Origin of the sequence: Salinivibrio sp. AR640, assembly GCF_001995405.1 — a bacterium.
Taxonomy (GTDB): Bacteria; Pseudomonadota; Gammaproteobacteria; order Enterobacterales; family Vibrionaceae; genus Salinivibrio; species Salinivibrio costicola.
Genome location: NZ_MUFD01000016.1, coordinates 60683 through 77267 on the forward strand (window position 1 = coordinate 60683; position 16585 = coordinate 77267).

Sequence of the window (16585 nt, forward strand, 5' to 3'; positions counted from 1 at the left end):
TTGTGATCCACGAAACTGCCTATATCCATCCCGCTGCCGTTGTCGAAGACGGTGTAGTTCTGGGGGAAAACGTAAAAATTGGCGCCTTTTCTTATGTGGGGAAGGGTGTAGAGATCGGTGCAGGGACCGAAGTGATGACCCATGTGGTGATCAAAGGGCCTACGCGTATTGGTTGTGATAATAGAATCTATCAGTTCGCCTCCATTGGTGAAGCATGCCAAGATCTTAAATATGCTGGTGAGCCAACAACATTGGAAATTGGTGATCGCAATACCATTCGGGAAAGCGTGACCATGCACCGCGGCACGGTGCAAGATAAAGGCGAAACCAAAGTTGGCAGCGACAACCTGTTTATGATTAATGCCCACGTCGCCCATGATTGTGTGGTGGGGAATCATTGTATTTTTGCCAACAATGCGACCTTGGCAGGACACGTCCATGTCGATGACTATGCGATAGTGGGCGGGATGTCAGCTATTCACCAGTTCTGCGTCATTGGTAGTCATGCCATGCTCGGTGGCGGATCCATTGTGGTTCAAGACGTGCCACCGTATGTGATGGCTCAAGGCAATCACTGCGCACCGTTTGGGATCAATGTGGAGGGTCTCAAACGCCGTGGCTTCGACAAGTCCGCTATTCGGGCCATTCGTGCGGTGTATAAAAACATGTATCGCGCCGGTAAAACGTTAGAAGAAGTGAAAAAAGAGCTCGCGGCGCAAGCAGAAGACGAACCTGCATTGGCGTTGTTTGTTGACTTTTTTGCACGCTCAACGCGAGGCGTTATTCGTTAATGTTACCGAGTGAGCGTCCATTACGGGTTGGAATCGTCGCCGGAGAAATCTCCGGCGATGTTTTAGGTGAAGGCCTCATCAAGGCACTGCGCGTCCAGCACCCGAATATTGAATTTGTCGGCATTGGCGGCCCACGAATGATAGCGCAAGGCTGCCAGAGCCTGTTTGATATGGAAGAGCTGTCCGTGATGGGGCTGGTTGAGGTCTTGGGTCGACTGCCGCGTTTATTGAATGTGAAGGCCGCGCTGGTGAAGCACTTTACTGTTCATCCGCCTGATGTCTTTATTGGTATTGATGCGCCGGACTTTAACTTACGTCTTGAAGCATCATTAAAAAAAACCGGAATAAAAACCGTCCATTACGTCAGCCCGTCAGTGTGGGCGTGGCGGCAAAAGCGGATCTTTAAAATTGCGGCCGCCACGGATCTTGTCTTAGCGTTTCTGCCCTTTGAAAAAGCGTTTTACGACAAGTTCGACGTGCCGTGTGCCTTTGTCGGTCACACCATGGCGGATAGCATTCCGATGCAAGTGGATAAAACGGCGGCACAGCAAACCCTGGGGCTTGACCTCAATAAACGTTGGTTAGCGGTCCTTCCGGGAAGTCGCGGCAGTGAGATGGCGATGTTAGCCCCGCCGTTCATACAAGCCTGCCAACAGCTTGCGGCACGTTATCCGGAACTTGGCTTTGTGGTTGCTTTGGTTAACTCGGCACGTCGCGAACAGTTTGAGCAAGCTTGGCAGGCTATTGCCCCAGAGCTTTCGTTTACCTTGGTTGACGATACAGCGCGCCAGGTTATTAGTGCGGCCGATTCTGTGTTGCTGGCGTCGGGAACCGTCGCGCTTGAATGCATGTTACTCAAGCGTCCTATGGTGGTAGGCTACCGCGTGAAACCACTGACAGCATGGCTGGCAAAGCGTTTGCTTAAGACCCAGTATGTCTCGTTGCCGAATATTTTAGCAGACGCGCCACTGGTGCCTGAACTGCTACAGGAAGACTGTCAGCCAGAGGCGTTAGCGAAGGCCGTTAGTGATCAGCTTGATAGCGATAATCAAGCACTGTTGTCCACCTTTACTGCGTTGCATCAAACCATTCGTCAAAATGCGGATGCCTCCGCCGCCAAGGCAGTATTAACACTATTGGGTCACCATGACTGAACAACCTTTTGTATACCCGGACGCCAACGTGATTGCTGGTGTTGATGAGGTCGGGCGAGGCCCGCTTGTCGGCGCGGTGGTGACAGCGGCGGTGATTTTAGATCCCAATCAGCCGATTGTTGGATTAACCGATTCAAAGAAATTGAGCGAGAAAAAGCGGCTTGCGCTGTATGATCAGATCAAGCAAAAAGCGCTTTCATGGTCTGTTGGACGTGCTGAGCCTGATGAAATTGATGCACTCAATATATTACACGCCACGATGCTAGCGATGCAGCGTGCGGTGAATGGGCTGTCGGTTACTCCAGATTATGCGCTGATTGACGGTAATCGCGTACCTGACTTACCGATGCCGGCGCAAGCCGTTGTGAAAGGTGACTTACGCGTGGCGGAAATCAGTGCCGCCTCAATTTTAGCCAAGGTCGATCGCGATCATGAAATGGCGTTGCTGGATGTCGCGTATCCAGGCTACGGATTTGCCCAACATAAAGGGTATCCGACCAAAGTTCATATGGCCGCTTTAGCTGAGCACGGTGCCTTACCGATGCATCGTAAGAGCTTTAAGCCGGTTAAACGCGCGCTCGGTATCGACTAGTGCGCGCTATTTATCTCAGCCAATCATAGTGAAGTAGCGAGTTTTATGTCTGAGCCACGTTTCGTCCACTTACGCATTCATAGTGATTACTCCATGGTTGATGGAGTGTCCAAAGTGCCGCCATTGGTAAAAAAAGTGGCGGAAATGGGCATGCCTGCGATGGCACTCACCGATTTCAGTAATTTATGTGGGTTGGTTAAGTTCTATAACACTGCGAACAATGTGGGTGTTAAGCCCATTATCGGGGCAGATTTTAATGTTCAGTCTGATGCGTTTGGCGATGAGTTATGTCAGCTAACCCTGCTTGCCACCAATAAAGTTGGGTACAAAAACCTGACATTACTGATCTCCAAAGCGTATTTGCGCGGCCATGTGCAGCATCGTCCTGTGATTGATCAACAATGGCTCGTTGACCATGCCGAAGGCCTAATTGTGCTATCTGGCGGCTGTCGTGGTGATTTGGGTCGTGCTTTACTGAAAGGCAACCAAGCGCTCGCCGAACAGTGCGCACACTTCTACCAGCGGTACTTTCCTAACGCTTACTATATGGAGTTGGTGCGGACCGGACGCCAAGATGAAGAGAGCTACCTCCATTTTGCGGTCGACTTTGCTGCCGAGCATGATTTACCTGTCGTGGCGACCAATGAAGTCTGTTTTCTCTCGCCCGATGAATTCGATGCTCACGAAATTCGCGTCGCGATTCATGATGGCTTTACGCTCGATGATCCGCGTCGGCCTAAACACTACAGTGCAGAGCAGTATTTACGCACTGAGCAAGAAATGTGTGAGCTGTTTGCGGATATTCCCGAAGCACTCACCAACAGTGTTGAAATAGCCAAACGCTGTAATGTGCCTGTTCGGCTAAACGAATACTTCTTACCGAACTTCCCGACCGAGGGAATGGACATTGATCAGTACCTGGTTAAACGCTCGCAAGAGGGGTTGGAAGAACGTCTCGCCTTTTTGTTTCCTGATGAAGCAGAAAGAGCACGTCGACGACCCGACTATGACGCACGCTTAGAGCGTGAGCTTGGCGTGATTAACCAAATGGGATTTCCCGGGTACTTTTTGATCGTCATGGAGTTTATCCAATGGTCAAAAGATAACGATATCCCCGTTGGTCCAGGGCGCGGTTCGGGCGCTGGCTCATTGGTTGCGTATGCCCTCAAAATCACCGACCTGGATCCGCTGCAATTTGATCTGCTTTTCGAGCGCTTCTTGAATCCCGAGCGTGTCTCGATGCCGGATTTCGATGTCGATTTCTGTATGGATAAACGCGATCTGGTGATCGACCATGTCGCCGAAATGTACGGACGTGATGCGGTATCTCAGATCATTACCTTTGGTACCATGGCGGCCAAGGCGGTTATTCGCGATGTAGGTCGGGTGTTGGGACACCCTTACGGCTTTGTTGATCGCATTTCTAAACTTGTGCCTCCTGATCCAGGGATGACCCTTGAGAAAGCCTTTGACGCAGAGCCCCAGCTGGTCGAAGTCTATAACAATGATGAAGAAGTCAAAGCGCTGATCGACATGGCGCGGAAGCTGGAAGGGGTCACACGTAACGCGGGTAAGCATGCGGGCGGGGTAGTGATTTCGCCCACGACGATTACCGATTTCTCGCCACTCTATTGTGATAGCGAGGGACACCACCCTGTTACCCAGTTCGATAAAAATGATGTTGAAACCGCAGGCTTGGTGAAGTTTGATTTCCTGGGCCTGCGAACCCTGACGATCATCGACTGGGCGTTGGGCATGATCAATCCTCGCTTGAAAGCCAAAGGGCTGGATCCGATTGATATTACCGCGATCCCGATGACTGATCAGGCATCCTTTGCGATGCTGCGCAAAGCCGAGACGACCGCGGTTTTCCAGCTGGAATCGCGTGGCATGAAAGAGCTGATCAAGCGTCTTCAGCCCGATAGTTTTGAGGACATGATCGCTTTGGTGGCGTTGTTCCGGCCGGGCCCGTTGCAATCAGGGATGGTCGATAACTTTATTGACCGTAAGCATGGCCGAGAGCAGGTTTCTTATCCCGATGAGAAGTGGCAACATCCGTCACTGCAAGAAACGCTTGAGCCGACTTATGGCATCATTCTCTATCAAGAGCAGGTGATGCAGATTGCGCAAACGCTAGCGGGGTATACTCTTGGCGGTGCAGACTTGCTGCGTCGTGCCATGGGTAAGAAAAAGCCCGAAGAAATGGCCAAGCAGCGTGCAATCTTTGAGAAAGGGGCGATCGCCAACGGCATTGATGGCGAGCTGGCGATGCGCATCTTCGACTTAGTAGAAAAGTTCGCCGGTTACGGCTTTAACAAATCGCATTCAGCGGCATATGCGCTAGTTTCCTATCAAACATTGTGGCTAAAAGCGCACTATCCCGCTGAGTTTATGGCGGCGGTGATGACCGCTGATATGGATAACACCGATAAAGTCGTGGGGCTGGTTGAAGAGTGTCGCCGCATGAAGCTGACGGTGTTACCGCCCGATGTGAATGCGGGTCTGCATCATTTTACCGTGAATGACCAAGGTGAGATTGTCTACGGTATTGGGGCGATTAAAGGGGTTGGCGAAGGCCCTATTGATACAATTGTCGCCGCTCGCGAGCAAGACGGTTATTTCCGAGACTTGTTTGATTTTTGTGCTCGAATTGATACTAAAAAAGTCAACAAACGTGTGATTGAACGGCTGATCCGCGCCGGTGCTATGGACAAACTGGGGCCACATCGTGCTGCGATGATGGCGTCTGTCGATGAAGCAATTCGCGCCGCGAGCCAACACCATCAAGCTGAAGCATATGGGCAAACCGATATGTTCGGGGTATTAACTGATGCCCCTGAAGAAGTTGAGCACGCCTACGCGCATGCGGCCCCTTGGCCAGATAAAGTATGGCTAGAGGGAGAGAGAGAAACGCTAGGGTTGTATTTAACCGGTCATCCCATTAATAGTTACCGCAAAGAGCTGAAAAATTATGTGACCTGGCGGCTGGAAGATGCGCACGCAACTAAACGCGATGTGATCTCGACCGTTTCAGGGTTGGTGATTGCAGCGCGGGTCATGACCACCAAACGCGGCTCTCGGCTGGGGATACTGACCCTGGATGATCGTTCGGGCCGGATGGAAGTGATGCTTTTTTCTGACGTGCTCGACAAATATCTTGATCTAGTGGAGAAAGATCGCATTCTGGTGGTCTCAGGACAGGTCAGCTTTGATGACTTCAACGGGGGGCTTAAAATGACCGCCCGTGAATTGATGGACATTAGCCAAGCGCGGGAAAAATACGCGCGTTGTTTGGGCATATCGATGTCATCTAAGCAAATAGAGGCCCCCTTTTTTGAACGATTTCATGATGCACTGGCGCCGTATCGTTCGGGTACGGTGCCGGTGAATATCTATTATCAGCGTGATGATGCGCGTGCTCGGTTGCGTTTAGGCGCGGAATGGCGTGTGACGCCAACCGATGAATTAATCGACACCTTGAAAGGCTTGCTCGGTAATGATCAAGTCGAATTAGAGTTTAACTAAGCCAGGCTGGTGACGTATCGCGTACACTGGCGGTGACCAATAGGATTCTCTTGGTATGAGTCTTAATTTTTTAGAGTTCGAAAAACCGATCGCAGAATTAGAAGCCAAAATTGAGGCCCTTCGTGCGGTGTCCAAGCGTGGCGGAGAAGACGCGGTTAACTTAGATAAAGAAATCGAGCAGCTGGAAACCAAAAGCGTTGAGCTTACTCGAAAGATTTTTGCTGATTTAGGTGCTTGGCAAGTCGCGCAGTTGGCGCGTCATCCACAACGCCCTTACACCTACGATTATCTGAACCGGATTTTTCACGAATTTGATGAGCTGGCCGGCGATCGTGCGTATGCCGACGACAAAGCATTAGTCGGTGGATTGGCGCGTCTTGAGGGACGTCCAGTGATGGTGATCGGTCACCAAAAAGGGCGTGATACTAACGAAAAGGTAAAACGTAACTTTGGAATGCCAAAACCAGAAGGGTACCGTAAAGCATTACGCCTGATGAAGATGGCGGAACGGTTTAATATTCCTGTGATCACCTTTATTGATACCGCCGGCGCGTATCCTGGTGTGGGCGCGGAAGAGCGCGGCCAGTCGGAAGCGATTGCTCGAAACCTTAAAGAAATGGCTGGGTTAACTGTCCCCATTATTTGTAATGTGGTCGGTGAAGGAGGCTCTGGAGGAGCGTTAGCGATAGGCGTAGGCGATTACGTCAACATGCTGCAATACTCAACCTATTCGGTGATTTCGCCTGAGGGATGTGCGTCGATTCTTTGGCGTGATTCAGCAAAAGCCCCTCAAGCGGCGGATGCAATGGGGATCACAGCGCCACGGCTTAAAGAGCTGGGTTTAATTGATACTGTGATTAGCGAACCACTTGGGGGCGCCCATCGCGATTTAACCGCAATGGCAGAGCGTATTAAAGACACCTTGTTGGCCCAGCTGGCTGATTTGGAAGGCTTGGATACGGAAAGCCTGCGCGATCGTCGTTACCAGCGTTTATTGAACTACGGTTATTGCTAAGCCGTTATGGTATTTATAGGGATAAAAGGGCCTTCGGGCCCTTTTCTTTTTAGCAGCGGCCAGCAACAATGGCGGATTATATCGACAGTGAATGCCTATGCTTTACCAACAACTTTGTGATTGTTTGGCACCGTTAACCACGACGCCACGGCAGATCATTCTCGCATTAAGCGGTGGTCTGGACTCTCGGGTGCTGCTTGCACTGTTGGCTCAGTATCGTGATCAGCATCCTCAGCATTGTTATCGGGTGGTCCACGTTAATCATGGTTTGCAACTGCAGGCTGAACAATGGGCGAGACAATGCCAATACTGGGCTGCACAAGCGGGCTTTGACTGTCGAATTGAGCATGTTGAACTCGACAGTGCGCTCAGTCTTGAACACGCCGCGCGTGAAGCAAGGTATCAGGCCTTGCAACAACATCTAGAGCCGGAAGGTTTAGTGTTGACGGCGCAGCATGGTGACGATCAGGTTGAAACATTTTTCCTCGCGCTAAAGCGTGGCAGTGGCCTCGACGGATTAGCAGGGATGCCCGAGGTGCGTCCATTAGGGCAGGGCTGGCTCGTGCGGCCCCTCTTAGCCCAATCACGTGCTGCCCTTGCAAGCTATGCCAGCAGCCATGGGCTGAGTTGGATTGATGACCCTAGCAATCAGCAAACTCGCTTTGATCGCAACTTCTTACGTCAGCACTGGTTACCGCAAGCCGATGCGCGCTGGCCTGGCTTTCGACAAGCCGTTCAACGCACACAGCGCCTATGTGCAGAGCAATCCTCACTGCTGACGCGTTTTATCGCGCCGATAGTGGAAAATGCACTTAGTGACTCAGGCGCGTTACCGATCGCGGTACTCCCTCAAGCGGATCCTGCCATGGCGCATGCGCTGCTCCGTCATTGGCTAAAGCGATATAAGTTGGTGCTCACTTATGCGCAGTTACAGGTGCTTATCCGTGACGTGATCCACGCCAAACAAGACGCTAACCCGTGTTTGACGATCGCAGATGTCAGTATTCGTCGCTATCAGCAACAGCTTTATGTCGTCACACCTTGTGCCGACTTATCGCAGTGGCAAGGAGAGTTAACACTGGAGCAGCCCCTGACGTTACCCGATGGGCTTGGACAGTTGCACTTGTTGCCCTTTGAGGCGACAGCGCCAGGTTTAGCGCTCGGACCATTAACCTCAACGCTCAAGGTCCACTTTAATCCGAGTGGCTTAGCAATGCATCCTGTTGGGCGGCAAGGGCGGCGAAAATTAAAGAAGCTTTATCAAGAGGCGGCGATCCCAAGTTGGTTACGTCGTCGGCAACCTATTGTCTGTGACGATCAGGGCGTGGTAGCGGTGGCTGACCATTTTGTTCGTCTAGGGGCGAGTGGTCAGCAATGGCGACTCGTTTGGCAACGTTAGCGTTAGTCTTTGCAAACGGATGTTTACCTATTTTTACTCCGTTAAACCGAGGACAAAAGAAACATCGCGCATCATGGCGGCATAATAGCATGCCCGTCTAGTGATGATTAATTGAGCAGTTAAGCGCCCCGGGCTTGCTTAATTTTCCCGAATTACTTAATGTACTAGTCTAATGATACATGAGGTGAGTGGTAATGGCATCAAGTCGCGAGTTATTCGGTACTAGAATTGGCTTCGTTCTCGCTGCAGCAGGGGCTGCGGTTGGGCTCGGTAATATTTGGGGGTTTCCGACACAAGCGGCCAGTAATGGCGGGGGCGCTTTTTTGCTCGTCTATCTTCTGATGATTCTGCTGGTCGCGTTTCCGATGCTGGTGGTCGAGATGGCGATAGGCCGTCATGGTCGAGCTAACCCGCTAGATAGTATGCGTGCATTAAGTGACAACCCACTAATGAAGCGCTTAGGCAGTGGTGTGGGTCTTATTGGCCTGGCGGTGCCTTGTATGGTGTTAGCGTTTTATAGCATCGTTGGTGGTTGGTTAGTGTCATTTTTGCTCGCCGCGGTCGCAGAGATCCTGCAATTTACCGATACAGCGGCTTGGTTAAAAGGCTTTTCGGCGTCGCGTAACCTGTTTGGTGCTATCCTTTTTTATGTTTTGACTATTTTTATCGTCCAAGCCGGGGTCAAGCAAGGGATCGAACGCTGGTCAACGCGTTTGATGCCTGCGCTATTTGTCTTATTTGCCGCCATGTTCATCTACATCATGACATTGCCAGGCGCGACAGAAGGACTAAAGCACTATCTCATCCCAGACTTTAGCAAGATCATGGACAAAGACTTGTTGCTAGCCGCGATGGGGCAAGGGTTCTTTTCGCTGACGATTGGTGGGTGCTCGATGTTGATTTATGGCTCTTACCTTAGCCAGAAAGAGAATTTGCCGAAGATGGCCTTGAGTGTGACCTTGGTGGATACTGCGGTGGCGGTGGTTGCGGGGTTAGTGGTATTGCCAGCGATGTTTGTGGCGATGCATCAGGGCGTCGAAATCTATGCTCAGGATGGCAGCTTACTTAGCGCCGATACCTTAGTATTCACCGTGTTACCCTTGCTGTTTGAAAGCTTAGGTGCTGCTGGCCCTTATGTGTCTTTGGTCTTCTTTTTATTAATGACGATTGCCGCACTGACGTCTTCTATTTCTATGCTCGAGTGTCCGGTTGCACTTGCTAGCGAGCGGTTAGGATCAAATCGTCAATTGACAAGCTGGGTGCTTGGCGGCTTGATTGCGGCGTTTAGTGCAGTGATTGTTTTCCACTTTGGTACTTTGTTCGGGTTAGTGGCAAAAGTAGCGACGCAATACTTCCAGCCTTTTGCTGCTTTATTGTTTTGTTTATTTGGTGGCTGGATCTGGGCGCGTGACCGTAAGTTGTCTGCTTTACGTGAGGGCTATGAAGAGATTGAACAGAGCCTTTTTTGGAAAATTTGGCCCGCCTATGTGAAGTTCGTGTGTCCTATTTTGGTGGCAACCGTGTTGTGGGTGTCACTGGGTTAAGCGAACACGCTCACAGGGTGAATTGAGATAAAAAGCGGACACCATGTCCGCTTTTCTCGTTTTAATCCTGATTACCGAAATTGTTTCGTTGCTTCCAGGTAGTCAAAGCCCGCGTCTTTAAGCCGAGCACAGAGAGCGGCTTTATCTATCTCGTAATAGCGAACCAAATCGTCCAAGCCATCGAATTCATCACGCAGCTTCATGTTGATGATGCTCATCAGCATCACAGGATCCATGGTCGCGTAATTGTTTAAATCCATCTTAATCCTCGTGATCGCTAATCAATAAATTGGCGGCTGCAAATGCAGCTTGGTCGCGACGTGACTGAGGAATCGACGGATCTTGTGCAACGTCGTTTAGGGTGTTGATCGCGCAGTGGATCGCCGCGGGAATATAGCCTTGCTCACCACTGCCTATTTCGGCATAGCGTTGGCGAATAAGATCACAGCAGTCTGCAACTTTCATGATTGTCTCCTCAAGTGATGATAAGGAGCACTATAACCAATCTGACCGGCAGGAGGAAAGTATTAACGTGCGCGCTTTTGGCGGTACATGCTCTGGTCAGCACGCTCGTAAAGAGAGAGATTATTGTCGCCTTGTCGATACTCAGAAAATCCGACCGAGGCACTGATCTGATGGCTGGATAGCAGGTGGTCTTGGCCAACGAGTTGTTTAACGCGTGTTGTGACTCGCTTGACTGACGTTTGGCTGGCGGGCTGTAAGATGACGGCAAACTCATCGCCGCCCAGTCGATAGCAGCGATCACTTCCTCTTACCGCTTCCCTAACCAGCAATGAAAAGCGGCGTAACACTTTATCGCCGTCCAAATGACCATAGGTGTCATTGACTTGTTTAAAGTTGTCCATATCGAACATCACCATCACAAGGCCGATATTTTCTCGCTCGCATACAGCAACCGCATGCTGAAGATCCTGCTCAAAGCTCGTACGGTTGTGTAAGCCTGTTAAACCATCAAGTAACGCCATATTTTTCACACGCGTATACTCAACGGCATTATTAAGCGGGCCGGCTAATAACTTGTGATAGGTGTGTAACAAGCTAATTTCGTCTCGGTCGAGCTTATAAGGTGTCGAATATTGAAGGACACCAAGCGGCTGTTTATTGAACTTGATTGAAAACGTTTGACGAAAGGTATGTTGCTCACCACGGCGAATGATATTGGAGATGTCATCGTGCTCCCAAATAATCCGACCGATATCGATATGTTTTTCTAATTGGCGCGCATAGACCTCGAACAGGACCTTTATATCAAGGTGGCCTTGCAGTTTTTGCAGCAACAACAAGCGCTGATCGGCGCCCAACGGAATAATCCGCGGGGGGGAATCAGCCTTTGTATACTGCTTTATGTGCGAGGCATTCATTAAAGGATAACAACTCTACAATCGTGTGTGTTTGTAATGGTAAAGCAGAAATCATGCCAGCCTTTAATATTCATCCTAATCATGGTGAGGAGAGGCTAATAAGCATGTTGTTTTTTAGATAATTAATCGGTCAGTAGAGAAAGAATATCAGACTGATGATTGTGTGCATCGCGATAACCAATGTCAATCAACTGGCGAAGGTATGCCGGCTCAAATAACAAATAACTCGCTAGGGTCGCATCTTGACCGGCATTGATGCCTAATAATTTGAGTAAACTCCGCAAGGCTATCGGCATATGTGGGTAAAAACGCTTGGCTAGGGGCTCAAAAGGCTCAGAAGGACGCAGATGTAAGACATCAATATGGCGTAATCCCAACTGTTGCTGCTGTGATGGCGTCAGCGCACTAGCTACTTGATTAAGTCGTTGAAGGTGCTCCAAATCTGCAGACAGTGTATCGGCGAAAATGGCATTCATCAGGTGGCCGCCGAGCATTGCTAGCCCAGGAGCTGCATGATTTATTTGAGCAGATTGCCGGATCCCAGTGGTCAAATCTAAAATGAGGATACGCTCTGCATCCATTTTTACCGCTGGCCGCAAAGGTGCGATCTGGTGGATGGCACCGTCACCGTAAAACTCATGGCCAATTCTAGATGCTGGAAACATGAACGGAATAGCGGAAGAAGCGAGTAAGTGTTCTGTTGATATTTGACTGCGGCGGCCCACCGCACGGGCACGTACCCAAGGCGGAATCTCCGGATCTCCTTGGAAAAAGCTGACTGACTGGCCGGTTTGATAGTTAGAGGCGGTGACGGATAGCCCGTGTAAGTGCCCAGCTAGGAGCTGATAATTAAGTTTATTAAAGTTAATGGTTTGATTAAGCAGATAGCGTAAAGGTCGGTTATTCAGTAAGCCAAAGGGAATGGGAGGTTGATAGTGAGACTGAAAACGTTGCCCGGTTTGTGACAACAGGTGGCCAATCAATGCGCTGGGGTGACTCGCAATGACACGAGACGTACTCAATCGGCGCCATAGCCACGACAGTTTTTTGACGCCTAGTCGAAAACATGACGCATGGCTCGCAAGGGAGACGGCATTAATCGCACCGGCTGATGTGCCACAATAAATAGTAAACGGGCTAGTATGCACGCGCGGATACCACTGCGCGATCGCCGATAACACACCAACTTGGTAAGCGGCTCGGGCCCCACCGCCAGTCAGCACCAAAGCTGTCTTAGGTTTGCTTTTGGCCATACATATCTCATCCTCGCGCTAACAGTTTGATTATAGACAGCCTGTGTGCGCCGATGCATGGTCATTGTCACACTCTTTCCAACATTCAATCTTTTAAACATTGCGGATGGTGACTGCGTTGAATAGAGGGCTTTGTAATCAGTGAGGCCGGTTGGCAACAAATCAGCAAAAAAATACCCCGCTAAAACGGGGTATTGAATGCAACCATCACGCGCTATTTAAGCGAGTTTTGATTGAATGAAAGTCAGTGCATCGTCAATCGCAAAAGGCACTTTCTCGCCATCACGACGGTGTTTGTACTCGAACACTCCGTTATCCATGCTGCGCTCTCCGATAACAATCGTGTGAGGAACACCGACAAGTTCAATGTCGGAGAACATGACGCCTGGGCGCTCTTTACGATCATCGAATAATACATCGATACCAGCGTGAGTCAGATCAGCATAGAGTGCTTCTGCTGCTTCGCGTACGCGCTCAGACTTATGCATATTCATCGGTACAATGGCAACTTTAAATGGCGCAAGGGCATCGGGCCAGATAATGCCATTTTTGTCATGGTTCTGTTCGATGGCGGCAGCAATCACACGCGTAATGCCGATACCGTAACAGCCCATTTCTAGCATCGCGTTCTTGCCATCCTGTCCAAGCACGCCGGCATTCATTTTTTGCGAGTAGTTATTACCAAGCTGGAAAATATGACCGACTTCAATACCGCGTTTAAACATCAGCGTTCCTTTGCCACACGGGCTAGGGTCGCCTTCGACAACGTTACGTAGGTCCTCAACTTGGTCAAGCGTCGCATCGCGTCCCCAGTTGATCCCGAAGTAGTGCTTATCGTCGATATTGGCACCTGCGCCAAAATCGTTCATGACTGCCACACTGCGGTCAACGATGAAAGGAGACGGTAAGTTGACAGGCCCTAAAGAGCCAGGACCCGCTCCAACCAGTGCGCGGATTTCTTCTTCAGTCGCAAAGGTAAGTGGTGCAGCAACCTGTGGTAGGTTCTCTGCTTTCACTTCATTCAACTCGTGGTCACCACGGATGATTAGGGCGATAAGATCAGACTCTACCTCGTCAGAGGCTTTGACAAATAAAGTTTTTACCGTCTTTTCAATCGGAAGCTCAAACTGCGCAACCAACTCAGCGATGGTTTTCGCATCAGGAGTATCGACGAGCGTCATTTCTTGGGTCGGTGCATCAGCCTGCGTTTTAGGTGCCAAAGCTTCGGCTTTTTCAATATTTGCCGCGTAGTCGGACTCGGTTGAAAATGCAATCAGATCTTCACCACTGTCGGCCAGGACATGGAACTCGTGTGATGCTGACCCACCAATCGCACCGGTATCTGCTAACACAGCACGATAATCCAGCCCCATACGATCAAAAATGGCACAGTAGGCCGCACGCATTTTCTCGTAGCTTTGTTCCATGCCTGCTTTATCAATATCAAAACTGTACGCGTCTTTCATTGTGAATTCACGTGAGCGCATAACACCAAATCTTGGACGTACTTCATCACGGAACTTGGTTTGGATTTGATAAAGATTGAGCGGCAGTTGCTTGTATGAATTAATTTCATTACGAGCCAAGTGCGTAATCACTTCTTCATGCGTAGGGCCTAAGACAAAATCACGCTGATGGCGGTCAGCAATACGAAGTAGCTCAGGACCAAACTTCTCCCAGCGCCCCGTCTCTAACCAAAGATCAGCAGGTTGGACAACGGGCATCATGGTCTCAACGGCACCGGCTCGATTCATTTCTTCGCGCACAATGCGTTCAACATGGTGAAGTACGCGGACACCCGAAGGCAACCAAGTATAAAGGCCAGAGGCAAGTTTTCGAATCATGCCCGCGCGCAGCATCAGCTGGTGGCTGACAATCTCTGCGTCGCTAGGGGTTTCTTTCAAGGTAGAAAGCAGATATTGACTGGTACGCATTTAAAGTTATCCGTTGAAATTGGCGTTCAATAAGTCCAAACATATTAACAGTGTGGGGGAGTTTCGACAAAAGCTTCTACCGCCACGACCAGGATTTGCGTAGGTTGTACATAAAACCGCACGTTAAAATCAAAAAGGTGTACGGCGTAACATTTATCATCCTTTTTACCCTGTTTATAAGCAGGACGAGGATCCTGGGCTAATACTTCGCTAATCACGCGTTGATGGTAGGCTTGATGAGGAGATTGAGATAAAGCCTGTAATGCGTTGTCAGAAAAACGGACGTCCATTGGGGTTGGTTTGGTTTGAGCAAATCCGCCTTGGGCATCGACTATGCTATCTGAGTAGGGAATATAGGGTTTGATATCGATGATAGGTGTTTGATCGACGAGATCGCAGCCGCGCAGCGTTAAGGTGACTTGCCCGTTATTCTGTGACACATCAACCAGCTCGACGGCTGACATGCCAATACCGTTAGGGCGAAACGTCGCTCGGCTAGCAAAGACGCCAATACGTTCATTCCCACCTAAACGAGGGGGACGCACTGTCGGTCGCCATCCTTTCTCTAAGTTTTGGTCAAAGAGAAAGAGCAACCATAGATGGGAATACTGTTCGATGCCTCGGACAGCCTCAATCTGATTCGCGTCATCGTGTAATTTAAGGTGGGCAAGCGCACTCGGTGCCAGCCCCGGTTGGCGAGGAACAGCAAACTTTTCTTTAAACGGTGATAGGAGCGTGCCGATCGGCGTGATAGAAAATGGGGAGCGCATAAACGAATAAACCCGACAATAAAGCCGCTATACTAGCATGCGAAAGAGACGGGGAGTATGGATGCAAGTCAGTCTTGAGCGTGACATAATCTGGTGACTATTGATGAAGAGGAAAAATGCGTGAGGCTACCAGCAATTTTTATCGATCGTGATGGCGTGGTGAATGTTGACCACGGTTATGTGGCCAGTATCGATAACTTTGAATACATTGACGGTGTGTTTGAGGCGTGCCGCGCGTTAAAAGAAAAAGGATATCTTTTAGTGTTAGTCACTAATCAAGCGGGCATTGCTCGGGGTTACTACAGCGAAGAAGATTTCTTACAATTGACAGAATGGATGGATTGGAACTTTGCCGATAAAGGTGTCGATTTCGATGGCATCTACTATTGTCCGCATCATGCACTAGACGGCATCGGTGAATATCAACTTGATTGTGACTGCCGAAAACCTAAACCAGGTATGCTCTTAGAGGCAGCGAAAGAGCTTGATATTGATTTATCTCGCTCTGTGATGGTGGGTGATAAAGCAGATGACATGAAAGCCGCTCAAGCAGCAGGCATCGAAACGCGTTTTCTGGTTCGTTCAGGGAAGCCCGTTACCGAAGAAGGGATGGCGTTAGCGACCGCGGTCCTCGTATCGATTGCCGATGTGCCGGATGCATTGAAAGATACCGAAGCGTAAACGTATATTTAACGATGCGGCGAAAAGTTGTGCGATTAGATTTTTTTGAACAAAAACACTTGCATCAAAAAAACAACTCTCTATAATTCGCTTCTCGTTGGCACGGCAAGCCGAGCTAACAACGGCAACACAGACAAGCAAAACAAAATGCTTGACTCAATGCCAAAGTGGCGTATTATGCCACTCCCGCTCAACGATGAGCGGCGCTCTTTAACAATTTGACCTATGCAATCTGTGTGGGCACTCGTTGAGAATAGACAAAAAGATTTATTCGATGAACTGAGTGACCAATACGAAACAACGTTTACGTTGTTCGGCACAGTCAATTCGTTTGTCTCGCAAGAGATGAACAAAACAGTATTTATCGAGCCGTTTGTCTTTTCTTAGGAAAAGCAAACACCAAAACTTTAATTGAAGAGTTTGATCATGGCTCAGATTGAACGCTGGCGGCAGGCCTAACACATGCAAGTCGAGCGGAAACGGCAGTATTGAAGCTTCGGTGGATTTACTGGACGTCGAGCGGCGGACGGGTGAGTAACGGCTGG

Annotated in this window: 14 protein-coding genes and 1 rRNA gene; 9 read left to right on the forward strand and 6 right to left on the reverse strand. The window is 49.7% G+C overall.

Annotated features, from left to right (window positions below; translation table 11 throughout):
• The first annotated feature begins 2 nt into the window (after window positions 1–2).
• The 7 genes from lpxA (at window position 3) to BZG75_RS09615 (ending at window position 10020) form a co-directional block, all read left to right on the forward strand.
• Complete coding sequence (lpxA, locus tag BZG75_RS09585) at window positions 3–791, forward strand: acyl-ACP--UDP-N-acetylglucosamine O-acyltransferase (RefSeq protein WP_021021992.1); 789 nt, start codon at window positions 3–5, stop codon at window positions 789–791.
• A complete protein-coding gene (lpxB, locus tag BZG75_RS09590) occupies window positions 791–1945 on the forward strand; it encodes a lipid-A-disaccharide synthase (protein ID WP_077576826.1) in 1155 nt (384 codons plus the stop codon). Before lpxA ends, lpxB begins: the two co-directional genes overlap by 1 nt.
• Window positions 1938–2537, forward strand: coding sequence for a ribonuclease HII (gene rnhB, locus BZG75_RS09595; RefSeq protein WP_077576827.1), 600 nt, complete (start codon window positions 1938–1940; stop codon window positions 2535–2537). Before lpxB ends, rnhB begins: the two co-directional genes overlap by 8 nt.
• 45 nt (window positions 2538–2582) lie before the next feature.
• Entirely contained in the window at window positions 2583–6062 is a 3480-nt protein-coding gene (gene dnaE / locus BZG75_RS09600) for a DNA polymerase III subunit alpha (protein WP_077459726.1), read from the forward strand.
• 55 nt (window positions 6063–6117) lie between these two features.
• Window positions 6118–7077 (forward strand): acetyl-CoA carboxylase carboxyl transferase subunit alpha, encoded by a 960-nt coding sequence (accA, locus tag BZG75_RS09605; protein WP_021021988.1) that lies wholly within the window; start codon window positions 6118–6120, stop codon window positions 7075–7077.
• A gap of 97 nt (window positions 7078–7174) precedes the next feature.
• Window positions 7175–8476, forward strand: coding sequence for a tRNA lysidine(34) synthetase TilS (tilS, locus tag BZG75_RS09610; protein WP_199878888.1), 1302 nt, complete (start codon window positions 7175–7177; stop codon window positions 8474–8476).
• A gap of 194 nt (window positions 8477–8670) precedes the next feature.
• Entirely contained in the window at window positions 8671–10020 is a 1350-nt protein-coding gene (locus BZG75_RS09615; protein ID WP_077576829.1) for a sodium-dependent transporter, read from the forward strand.
• 71 nt (window positions 10021–10091) lie between these two features.
• Here the strand turns inward: BZG75_RS09615 and BZG75_RS09620 are convergent, their stop codons facing one another.
• The 6 genes from BZG75_RS09620 to tsaA form a co-directional block, all read right to left on the reverse strand.
• Window positions 10092–10280, reverse strand: a complete 189-nt coding sequence (locus BZG75_RS09620) for a DUF4250 domain-containing protein (RefSeq protein WP_077576830.1) — start codon at window positions 10278–10280, stop codon at window positions 10092–10094.
• Window position 10281: 1 nt separating this feature from the next.
• Entirely contained in the window at window positions 10282–10485 is a 204-nt protein-coding gene (locus BZG75_RS09625) for a YaeP family protein (protein WP_021021984.1), read from the reverse strand.
• 62 nt (window positions 10486–10547) lie between these two features.
• A complete protein-coding gene (locus tag BZG75_RS09630; protein ID WP_021021983.1) occupies window positions 10548–11402 on the reverse strand; it encodes a GGDEF domain-containing protein in 855 nt (284 codons plus the stop codon).
• Between the two features lie 122 nt (window positions 11403–11524).
• The gene (locus tag BZG75_RS09635; protein ID WP_077576831.1) at window positions 11525–12655 is read right to left on the reverse strand and encodes a patatin-like phospholipase family protein; all 1131 of its coding nucleotides are present in this window, start codon (window positions 12653–12655) and stop codon (window positions 11525–11527) included.
• A gap of 218 nt (window positions 12656–12873) precedes the next feature.
• Window positions 12874–14589, reverse strand: a complete 1716-nt coding sequence (locus BZG75_RS09640; RefSeq protein WP_077576832.1) for a proline--tRNA ligase — start codon at window positions 14587–14589, stop codon at window positions 12874–12876.
• A 44-nt stretch (window positions 14590–14633) separates the two neighbouring features.
• Window positions 14634–15359, reverse strand: a complete 726-nt coding sequence (gene tsaA, locus BZG75_RS09645; protein WP_077576833.1) for a tRNA (N6-threonylcarbamoyladenosine(37)-N6)-methyltransferase TrmO — start codon at window positions 15357–15359, stop codon at window positions 14634–14636.
• A gap of 120 nt (window positions 15360–15479) precedes the next feature.
• Here tsaA and gmhB point away from each other — a divergent pair, with 120 nt between their 5' ends.
• The gene (gene gmhB, locus BZG75_RS09650) at window positions 15480–16040 is read left to right on the forward strand and encodes a D-glycero-beta-D-manno-heptose 1,7-bisphosphate 7-phosphatase (RefSeq protein WP_108742912.1); all 561 of its coding nucleotides are present in this window, start codon (window positions 15480–15482) and stop codon (window positions 16038–16040) included.
• A 408-nt stretch (window positions 16041–16448) separates the two neighbouring features.
• Window positions 16449–16585: ribosomal RNA gene (locus BZG75_RS09655) — 16S ribosomal RNA — on the forward strand; the annotation flags it as partial.